12 protein-coding genes and 1 tRNA gene are annotated in these 8982 nt (G+C 39.2%); 2 read left to right on the top strand and 11 right to left on the bottom strand.

Annotation, left to right across the window (positions count from 1 at the left end; genetic code table 11):
- Nucleotides 1-216 precede the first annotated feature (216 nt).
- From V5N63_RS05275 to mce, 11 genes are all read right to left on the bottom strand, one after another.
- Nucleotides 217-702 (bottom strand): immunoglobulin-like domain-containing protein, encoded by a 486-nt coding sequence (locus V5N63_RS05275; RefSeq protein WP_332033102.1) that lies wholly within the window; start codon nucleotides 700-702, stop codon nucleotides 217-219.
- Between the two features lie 9 nt (nucleotides 703-711).
- Nucleotides 712-1131 carry a hypothetical protein gene (locus tag V5N63_RS05270; protein WP_332033101.1) on the bottom strand — a complete coding sequence of 140 codons (420 nt, stop codon included), beginning with the start codon at nucleotides 1129-1131 and terminating at the stop codon, nucleotides 712-714.
- Nucleotides 1132-1264: 133 nt separating this feature from the next.
- On the bottom strand, nucleotides 1265-1849 hold the full coding sequence (locus V5N63_RS05265; RefSeq protein WP_332033100.1) for a hypothetical protein: 585 nt from the start codon (nucleotides 1847-1849) through the stop codon (nucleotides 1265-1267).
- Nucleotides 1850-1878: 29 nt separating this feature from the next.
- Nucleotides 1879-2787: a relaxase/mobilization nuclease domain-containing protein gene (locus tag V5N63_RS05260; protein WP_332033099.1), complete on the bottom strand. Its 909-nt coding sequence runs from the start codon at nucleotides 2785-2787 to the stop codon at nucleotides 1879-1881.
- Nucleotides 2753-3229: a plasmid mobilization protein gene (locus V5N63_RS05255; protein ID WP_332033098.1), complete on the bottom strand. Its 477-nt coding sequence runs from the start codon at nucleotides 3227-3229 to the stop codon at nucleotides 2753-2755. The genes V5N63_RS05260 and V5N63_RS05255 overlap by 35 nt, the downstream gene beginning before the upstream one ends.
- 235 nt (nucleotides 3230-3464) lie before the next feature.
- Nucleotides 3465-4382 carry a toprim domain-containing protein gene (locus V5N63_RS05250; protein WP_332033097.1) on the bottom strand — a complete coding sequence of 306 codons (918 nt, stop codon included), beginning with the start codon at nucleotides 4380-4382 and terminating at the stop codon, nucleotides 3465-3467.
- A gap of 270 nt (nucleotides 4383-4652) precedes the next feature.
- Nucleotides 4653-5840, bottom strand: a complete 1188-nt coding sequence (locus V5N63_RS05245) for a VapE domain-containing protein (protein WP_332033096.1) — start codon at nucleotides 5838-5840, stop codon at nucleotides 4653-4655.
- Nucleotides 5828-6169: a helix-turn-helix domain-containing protein gene (locus tag V5N63_RS05240; RefSeq protein ID WP_332033095.1), complete on the bottom strand. Its 342-nt coding sequence runs from the start codon at nucleotides 6167-6169 to the stop codon at nucleotides 5828-5830. The genes V5N63_RS05245 and V5N63_RS05240 overlap by 13 nt, the downstream gene beginning before the upstream one ends.
- Before the next feature lie 257 nt (nucleotides 6170-6426).
- Entirely contained in the window at nucleotides 6427-7338 is a 912-nt protein-coding gene (locus V5N63_RS05235; RefSeq protein WP_332033094.1) for a hypothetical protein, read from the bottom strand.
- Between the two features lie 123 nt (nucleotides 7339-7461).
- A tRNA-Ile gene (locus tag V5N63_RS05230) sits at nucleotides 7462-7535 on the bottom strand.
- 75 nt (nucleotides 7536-7610) lie between these two features.
- Nucleotides 7611-8009 carry a methylmalonyl-CoA epimerase gene (gene mce / locus V5N63_RS05225; RefSeq protein WP_332033093.1) on the bottom strand — a complete coding sequence of 133 codons (399 nt, stop codon included), beginning with the start codon at nucleotides 8007-8009 and terminating at the stop codon, nucleotides 7611-7613.
- Nucleotides 8010-8100: 91 nt separating this feature from the next.
- On the opposite strand from mce, the gene rbfA reads away from it, so the two are divergent.
- Nucleotides 8101-8463 carry a 30S ribosome-binding factor RbfA gene (gene rbfA / locus V5N63_RS05220; protein WP_088469459.1) on the top strand — a complete coding sequence of 121 codons (363 nt, stop codon included), beginning with the start codon at nucleotides 8101-8103 and terminating at the stop codon, nucleotides 8461-8463.
- A 25-nt stretch (nucleotides 8464-8488) separates the two neighbouring features.
- Nucleotides 8489-8982: ABC transporter permease (locus V5N63_RS05215; protein WP_332033092.1), on the top strand; the 494-nt coding region annotated here is incomplete at its 3' end.

Here is an 8982-nt window from a genome sequence, read left to right as displayed (position 1 = left end):
GCGAAGAAAAAACGCAGAAAGCCACTTCCAAAGGCTACCCAACGCCACAAAAAAAGCAGTCCTTCCGAAAAAACTGCTTTGCACCTCTAAATTCTAAAAACGACATCCCCATAAGAGGACCATCATACTGCTGAAAAGCCACCGGAGCTTCCGTTCAACGGGCTTTCATTTCTTGTCTTGCAGACAAAACGAAAGCTTAGTTATTACCTGCAGTTTTTATTTTTGTATTTCAAATTCTTGAATTAACAAGGTGGTGCGCTTCGATGGAAGTATTAATATTTCTTTCTTAATTCTGTAATAACCTGGTTTTAACTTTTTAATATACCGCGTTTTCATTTGTAAATTTTTGACCTCATTAGGTTTAATGATATAGCCAATACTATTGAAAAAAGCATCTAAATTTATGTTTTTCCATGATTTGTTTATTTTCTGCTCTATTAGATAATCATCTCCGCTGACTATTGTGAAATTTGAGTTATTTATTATATTGTAACTAAGTATAGCATTATTTAAAAAATAATTTTTTTCAAATTTTGTTGTAGTTAATTTTAAACAATATTCTTGACAATTTGATTTTTCAACAGTATTTACTGGTAAAATATTTGAATCCATTACAGCTTTTTCATGTTTTGAGGGTTGTATTTTATTGTTAATACAATTACAGCTAAAAAGCAGTGTGAAAATTAGCATATTTATCTTCATAATTTTTTTTTAATAGCGAGATAGCCCAAGAGCTGATAGAACATTATTAGCTTTACAATAATATGTAACTGAATTTTTTAACCCAACATGAACTCCTACTGTATATCTTGTGTTGGATGCGCTCACATATGAATATATTATACCACCACTATCACCTTTTATAGCAGGATATGTCGCAGATGTTAAATTATATAGAGTAGTGCCATCTTCGTTTTCTATAATAACATTAGTATCTAAAATTTTACCAGAAGCTTGTGTATATGCTCCACGAATATTAATTGTTGTCCCAACACCAGGTAGACTAGTCAATGTAGATAAATTGTTAACTCCACCAATTAAATTAGTCGTGTAATTATTAGGGTAATCATGTAATAAAATAAAACTTGCATCAATATTACCACCAACTGTAGATTTATCAACAGTTCCCACATATGTATTATTTCTATATACATCAGCATTTGAATAAAAAACATGACCTGAAGAAACAAAACCAATTGTATAAACCGTTTTTAAAATTATTTGTCCAGTTTTTTATTAAAAAACTGGACAAACAACACTTGGTTTACCTACTCTCATACCCCTCTTTAAACTTCAAAAACTTTTCTGCATCCTTTGGGTTTTTCTGCATCCATTTTTTCATCAGCTTAGTGTTGTATTCTAGTTGCTTCACCTGCTCGGTTTCATAGATGGCCTTGTTTTCATTCTTGATCTCCTTGAGGATTTCCTCTCGAACCTCGGTCTTGGTGCGGATGCTTTCGCGGTACCAAGTTTTTCCTAGATAAACAGTTGCTGTTAAAATAAAAAATGCAACCAGCAATAGAGCCAGGATTCCGAAAAACCAATATTTAACATTATCTGATTTCTGATGGAATTTTTCCAGATGCTTTACACCGTCCGGAGATAATTCTGCGATAATATTGTTGGGGATGGATTTAAGCAATTCCTGCCGTTTGAGATTTTCTTCATTTGCCAGTGCTTGGATTTTCTTAACATCCTCCTTGATGTCGCAGTACATGTGGAAAATCGCCTTCCCCGAAATTTCTACCGCCTTATTGCTTTCTATGACGCGGTGCAAAAGTTCGATGCCTGCATCTTGTGAAGAATAATTTTCTGTATTCTCTTGGTTGTTAAATTCGTTGTTGTTCATTTTCTTTTTTTATTGATGTTTTTTTAAACTTATCGCCTTCTTTTTCTTTTCCTCAGCAATTCATCGTCTGCCGCCTGTGCGTAGCTCGGTTTGAGCAGTTCCTTCACAGCATTCTCAATCTCCTTGAGGGCTGATTTTTCCGGATGTTTTATTTCGTTCGTTTGCGGATTACTCTGACTGAAAATCGCCGAATGGTGGTTTTCCGCATTCCGGTTTAGGATTTCTTTGATGTCCTTAATCTTCAGTTTGCTGGTGATCTCCGAAAGTTTGTAACCGGGATGGTACTGCCTCTGGGTTTGGTCGTTTATGTCCTTTAATCTAACAATCCGCATCCCCGAAATACCGTCCTTCACATTCTGCGAGAGCGTCACTCTGTAACCACATCTCCGCATATAATCCACCAAGTCGTCAAAATTTCTTGAGACCTTCAGACAGTTTTGCAGAACTTTCAGCATCTGCTGCTTTTTCTCTTTCCCTATTTCCACATCTGTTTTTAGGTTCATCTCTTTGCAAACATTTCTCACTGATTCACCGAAGCGCTTTCCGATATTGGCAGATTTTACCGTGCATTTACCATAAACATCTATGCGGTTCACGATGAAGTGGATATGTTTCTGCTTCGTGGAATTGTGGACATCCAGGACGACCTGGTTATTTTCCGTAAGTCCCACATCCTTCAATGATTTTAAAGCCAGTTCCTTCAACTCTTCGTTCGTCATACTGTCGCCGACTTCCTTTAGTGGAGAAATGTAACCCGTCAAAGCCCATTTCTTGACATTGGGATTTCTCTCGGCAATAAACTTCATTTCCGCAAACTGTTCCTCCGGCATTGTTGAAAGCAGGTTGTTGGAATAAATACATTCCGCCGTGCCTTTGTCATTGCCATTGTATTCAATCGCGATCTTACTGATCCTCCTCGTCGTTGCCGAATTGTTCATGCTTGATGATTTGTTGGTAGAGGTATTCCCGGATCAACCTCGTTGTGGTTTGAATTTCCTCAAGGATCTCTTTCTTGTTTTCAAACTCATTCCATTCTCTGTTCCGGAGCAGATTGGATATCCTTATAAAATTGTTGCCGTAATTCAACAGAACCGCGTCGGTTTGAAACTCGTTTATTTTGAGTTCTTTTTCGGTTGAAACCAGTCTTAAATATTTTGATATTTTGAGTTTGTAGAAGTCAGCCTCCTTTTGAATTTTCTCAAACTCCTTTTCGGTAAAACGAACTGAGACTACCTTTGAAAAGTGGTTCGCCGTCTTCTTTTTCAAACCTCCCTCTCTACCGATTTCGCGAAAGCGGTTCCTTCTTTTTTCTTCTGCAACCTTTGCAATTTGCTGCTCGGAAATCTGTCTTACAAACTGTTTTAAAAAGTCATTTTTCATATTGTGTTTATGTGGTGTTTAATTTTTTTATAATTTTAAACTATGGGCTTGAATCGTAGTTCCAGACTGCGTTTCCGACGATAGGAGGAAACCAAAAAGCCCGATTTTTACGGCAAGCATACGCTTGTTGTAAACATTGGGTACTTTTTGCACTAAATACATGGCAAGTTTTTACCCAGCTTTTTTAGAGTATTCCACCTGTGCTTATTTTGCGCAGCCCGGCTTGTATGAATCTTCATCTTTTTCTCCTGTAAATATTCCGGTTTTCCTCGGACTCGTGTATGGCTGTTTGATTTTTTTCAAGCTTATTTTCAAGTGTCTTTTCTTCCTGTGATATCAGGAAATCATTCAGATCTTGATGAGGGAAATATTCATTCGACCGGTCATCTGCCTCCGGGAATATTTTCAAAATTGAATCCCTGCACTGTTCGCCGGCGCGGTCGTTATCCAAGTACATTTCGACAGATTTATAATTTCCAAAAAGCCCTGATGCCTTGTGAACCATGGCGACAGAGTTCAGAATTAGATAGTCGGAAGGTGTCTTTTCCGGTTCTAAAATTTTAAGGGAGAGGTAGTCGGTAAATCCCTCGAAAACCTTGAGGTTTTCAGAATTATTTTTTATCGTGGTGATATCCTTTTTTCCAAGACAGATTTTGGAAAAACTGCTGCGGATTTCGTAGCCTCCCGAATCGTTTTTAAAACCGAGCCCAAAATATCTCTTGTCGTTAATCCGGTAGTGGACTTCGCTCAATGCCGATTTTTGTGACTCGAGTTTTCTTGATTTCAAATAGTCTAACAATGCCGGGTGAATAACTTCCTTTACTTCGAGAATTTGATTTGTATTTTCAGCAGTAATTGCTTCCGTCACACTCGGCTTTTTATAAGAAAAATCGAAACGAGAAAGATATTCAAGAGCATCGGATACAGTGCATTGTTTGAGCTCCTGAACTATCGACACGACATCGTATTGTTTTCCAGTGCCAAAATCAAAGGCAATATTTTTCACATAATTCACTAATAAACTTGGCGTTCGTTCTTGTCGATTGATAGCATAATAATAGGCTGTTTTCGGATGTTCTTTGCTTGGGAATAGAGAAAAACTTTCCATTACTTCTTTGATGCTGATATTCTCGTTCGCTTGTTTGCAGTTCATTTTTTGTGTTTTTTAAAGTTTATTTTTTTTATATCCAGTTATGTTTATACCGTTTTTCCATACCTGCCTACCTAAACATTGGATATCAGTTGGTTATATTATTTTATGACTTACCTTGTTGTTACCTGTAAATTGGATCCCTTCTTCAACTATGGTAGTTTAGGTAAAGTCTTAGCTATTTTATTACCTTGATAAAAATTTGAAAATGAGTTATGTAAGTCCACTTAGGTAAGTAGGTAGGTGTGTTGCCAGTTTGGTTTAGAATTTTCTTCAGTCAATCTTTCTTCGGATCAGGTAGCCGTAAACCTGGAGTTTCGGATGCTTGATTCTTTCATACTTGAGCCTGGTGAGCGCCTTTCCGACCTTGATGTTGTTCAATCTTAAATTCAGGGCGTTGTTCATTGCCACAACGATGTCCGTCGCCGTAAGAAAGTCCTTGATGTCCTTCGATTTCTCGAAGTGTGCGGAAACGATTTCCTGCTCAAGTGAAAGCTGGGAAAACTGCTCGTTCCTCAGCTCGTTGACCTCTATGTCCGAGAGCGTCATTTCCGGTTGGTAATTTTTTCTTTCAAAAGCATTGTGGTACGCCTGCGCCCATACTTGGTCGATATCTATTTCCTTGGAATAATTGAAGTCAATGCTTAAAACTTCGAAAACCAGCCACCTTACGCTTCCTGTCTCGTCGGTAAGGAAATCTGTTCTGTTGGTGGAGGCAACAAAGGAACATATCCTATCCATGTTCTCCGGCTTCCGTCCGTAAGGCACCCTTACTTTTGCGCCGCCCATCGAGATGAAGGATTTCAGAGTGTTGACATCCGATTTGGACAGGACGGCCAGCTCGTCGGCGTTGAGGATAAAATTTTTGCAGATAGCAATGATGCCGTCCTTGTCCACCGTGACATTTTCGGAATAATAACCCCTAAGCCCGTCGGGAATGAGGAACCGCAGGAAGGTGGTTTTGCCCGTGTTCTGTTTGGAGCTTGCCAGCACGAGGCACTGCTTGTTGACATAGTCTTTCTTCAATGCGCAAAGCACGGCGCGGGTCAGCCACTTCTCGAGATGGTAGCGGAACGCTTCGCTGTCGTTGGTCCGAACAAATCCCGCCAGCTTCCGGATATGGTCTTCGCCGTCCCAGCCCGCGAGTTTTTTAAAGTATTCCGCTATCGGGTTGTATCTCTTTATCAGGTGGCTCCGTACGAGGATCTCCAACTTCTGCATGGTGATCTGCATCCCGGCCTGTACGAGTTCTATCAGCAGGGAGTTGATGTTTAGCTCTGTCCAGTCATCCTTTCCCTTGAGCGATATTTCTATCTCCAGGGCGATGGCGTTAAAGCGAAGGTCATACTTGCTTTCAAGATACTTCATCACCATATCGAAAATGGTAGTGGTCTCGGAAGCGGTTTGGTAAAGTACTGGGATTTTTTGCTCTTCAGCCGGCTTGTTGGTTATTTCTTCCATCGCTCCAGAATTTCCTGCTCGAATGCGTCATAGTCATCATTTTGTATTTCCTCCACATTATCCCCCAGAAGATAAGCTTCGAGGTCCTCTTTGCGAAAGTAGATTTTCTTTTGCCCCTTCTTTTTGTAGGCCTTCAATTTGCCGTGGTGTTTGAGTTGGTAGAGATAGTCCGGATCCAGGTTGAGGAACAGCGCGGCCTCTTCCTTAGAATAGATGTTCTTTGTTCCGAGGGCGAGCATCTGTAGCGCCTTGGAGGTAAACTCTTTTTGCGAGTTTACCAAGGTGGACATTTGGCGTTCTAGCGCAGCTAGTCTTTCTTGGTCTTTCATTTCGTTGAATTTTGTTGAGGCCAAGATATTTCCCAAAGAAAAAGCCGCCTAAAAGCGACTTAAAAAGTTTTTTGTAAAATAAAACAACCTAAAGAAATGTGCATTTCGCAGGAGGTTTTGTTTTATAATATATTATGAAATTTAATTTTAAAAACGATAAAAAATCGCATTTAAATAATTGATTTACAATAAAATGATTAATCTAAAATATTTATCTGACAAATTGAAAATACCCATATTTTTTACTAAAAAAGACATCAAGAAAGATATTTCGACAAATTTTTAGAATTTATGGGCTGGTTTTCTAGTTCTCCCTTCCGTGTCAGGGCGGAAGCTGTTTCGTTTATGATTTTGGCAGTCTCCGCCTGAGAATATTTTTCTGCCTTGCATTTTTCAATCAGGTCGGTATATCGGGAGAAGAAGTCAAGGATAGGTTGAATACTCACGCCGTTTCGTGCAATTTTTGTAAAAACAATCTTGCCATTCTTTCTTTTTCTTAGCAGAAAATCCTCTAGCGGCTGTCTAGATTCCTCACTTATAAAATACTCCGTCATAAGGTTAGATATATTCAAATTTGTCGTGTTCCTTAACTCAAATGGAAAGTCCGAGGTTTTCAGCAATCGGTTATTTTCGTCAGCCAATAAATGAATCTCGGTGCTGATATCCTTATGAATCTGTATCTCTCCTGCTAGGCTTTCCTTAGTATGCTGAATTTCTTTTTTCAATTCGGCAGCATGATGGGTAACCGTATCGGCAGCATTTTGCTTCTCCAAGAAAACAAATCGTTCGTCATATCTCTTCCTTTGAAATTCTCGAAACGCTTTCAGAGGTTTTCCGGGGTGATCCATTTTTGCCTCAAGCAATACCAAAATAATGATCTGTATAACGATATAGAAAAAGACTTCAACAAAGTCCGGCTCCATCTCCTGTATCTGCATGAGTATCTTTACGCCCCAGAAAAATGAAAGTACAACGGATATGGCCAATCCCGACACCACTATTAAAAAACGGTCTGTGTTCCAACTGTTATACCAACTGGCTTTCTCTGAACGATAATAATTGATGGCAAATGGGCTTACAGCGAACCAGATCCGGCCAAGAAGAAAGCTCGGAATGAGTATTGTGAAAATTAGTATCGTGGTATAAGCGACAAGATATATACTATCCATTTAGTTTCTATACAAAATAACAGCACTAATATAGCAATAAAATAAATTTAAAATGTTCGTCAAATGTTCGTCAAAAATAAAAAAAGACACTTACAAAATTTCGTAAGTGTCTGATTTTTAGAGTGGCCCAGCTTGGGCTCGAACCAAGGACTTGCTGATTATGAGTCAGCTACTCTAACCAGCTGAGTTACAAGGCCAGAAAACAAAAGGATCAAAACCCTCTGTTTTGCGAGTGTGCAAATGTAAATATTTTTTTGAAATTCTAAAAGTTTTTAAGGCTTTTCCTGACATAATTCTACCAAAACACCGTTCGTCGACTTCGGATGAAGAAAAACCACCAGTTTATTGTCGGCTCCGTCTTTGGGCTCTTCAGAAATAAAAATGAATCCTTCATCCTTTAATCTTTCGATTTCGGTATAAATATTTTCTACACCAAAAGCGATGTGGTGAATTCCTTCCCCTTTTTTATCAAGAAATTTGGCAATGGGACTTTCTGGATCGGTGGCTTCCAGAAGTTCAATTTTACTTTCGCCAACTTCGTAGAAAGAGGTGGTAACCCCTTCGCGCTCCACCGATTCCTGCTTATAAAATCCTTTTCCTAAAAGCCGGGCAAATAGATTATCGGAGGTTTCTAAAGATTTTACGGCAATACCGAGGTGTTCAATTTTCATAATATTCTTGTTTGAGGGGGCAGCTTTGATTCTTCAGATTTCGAGATTCGCTCTTCCATTTTATTTCAAACAAAAATAGTAAATTTGCGGCATGAACGAAAGTAACAGACAAAGAAAAGTAGCCCAGATTATACAGGAGGATTTCGCTGAATACTTCCGCAAACAGGCCAAGGAAAGCAAGCAGACTTTTTTGGTAACCGTTTCGGATGTGAAGGTAACGGCAGATTTAAGCATCGCTAAAATCTATCTGAGCATATTCCCGCAGGAATTCCGCACTCAGATTATGAAGGAAATTAACGAAAACAAAGCACAGTACAGAAATTTCATGGGGCAGAAAATGGGGAAACAGGTAAGAATTATTCCTGAAATCAATTTTTATCTGGATACCACACTGGATGATGTGGAACGAATTGAGCGCGAATTGAAAGGTGAAGGCGACAACCCGGTACTCTAAGTAAAATTCAGCTAAATCCTTTTCCTTGCGAAACACTCCCCTTTACATAGCGACACGGTATCTTCTGGCCAAAAAAGGAAGCACAGCGGTAACATTCATTACCTGGCTGGCTGCCTTGGCTATGATGGTTGCGGTAACGGCAATGTTCATTATTATCTCCGTATTTTCAGGACTCGAGGATCTTAACAGGGATCTTATTGCGAATCTTCATGCGGATATTACGGTGAAAAGTAATGAGGGAAAAACCCTCCCTGAGATCGACAAAGCCACAAAAATCCTGAGTGAAAATAAGGAAATCGCACACTTTTCGAAAGTGATTGAAGAGCGCGTTTACATCAACTTCCGCGAAAACGGGGATATCGCAAACCTGCGCGGCGTAGATTCGGCCTATATTTTCGTAAATCCCATCGATAAAAATATTTTCTACGGGACTTATCCGAGTTTTAAATACTCAAATGAGGTTCTGCTGGAAAATAAACTCGATAACCGCCTCGCCATTCCCATAGGCGAAAGTTCGGA

The organism is Kaistella sp. (assembly GCF_032060305.1).
Taxonomy (GTDB): domain Bacteria; phylum Bacteroidota; class Bacteroidia; order Flavobacteriales; family Weeksellaceae; genus Kaistella; species Kaistella yananensis.
This window is presented reverse-complemented; position numbering and strand designations above follow the sequence as displayed.

What these genes read in the sequence shown, in the direction of transcription:
- V5N63_RS05235 (WP_332033094.1), bottom strand. Translation starts at nt 7,338, where the DNA reads ATGGATAGTATATATCTTGTCGCTTATACCACGATACTAATTTTCACA.
- V5N63_RS05260 (WP_332033099.1), bottom strand. Translation starts at nt 2,787, where the DNA reads ATGAACAATTCGGCAACGACGAGGAGGATCAGTAAGATCGCGATTGAA.
- V5N63_RS05240 (WP_332033095.1), bottom strand. Translation starts at nt 6,169, where the DNA reads ATGAAAGACCAAGAAAGACTAGCTGCGCTAGAACGCCAAATGTCCACC.
- V5N63_RS05265 (WP_332033100.1), bottom strand. Translation starts at nt 1,849, where the DNA reads ATGAACAACAACGAATTTAACAACCAAGAGAATACAGAAAATTATTCT.
- V5N63_RS05245 (WP_332033096.1), bottom strand. Translation starts at nt 5,840, where the DNA reads ATGGAAGAAATAACCAACAAGCCGGCTGAAGAGCAAAAAATCCCAGTA.
- rbfA (WP_088469459.1), top strand. Translation starts at nt 8,101, where the DNA reads ATGAACGAAAGTAACAGACAAAGAAAAGTAGCCCAGATTATACAGGAG.
- V5N63_RS05275 (WP_332033102.1), bottom strand. Translation starts at nt 702, where the DNA reads ATGAAGATAAATATGCTAATTTTCACACTGCTTTTTAGCTGTAATTGT.
- V5N63_RS05255 (WP_332033098.1), bottom strand. Translation starts at nt 3,229, where the DNA reads ATGAAAAATGACTTTTTAAAACAGTTTGTAAGACAGATTTCCGAGCAG.
- mce (WP_332033093.1), bottom strand. Translation starts at nt 8,009, where the DNA reads ATGAAAATTGAACACCTCGGTATTGCCGTAAAATCTTTAGAAACCTCC.
- V5N63_RS05250 (WP_332033097.1), bottom strand. Translation starts at nt 4,382, where the DNA reads ATGAACTGCAAACAAGCGAACGAGAATATCAGCATCAAAGAAGTAATG.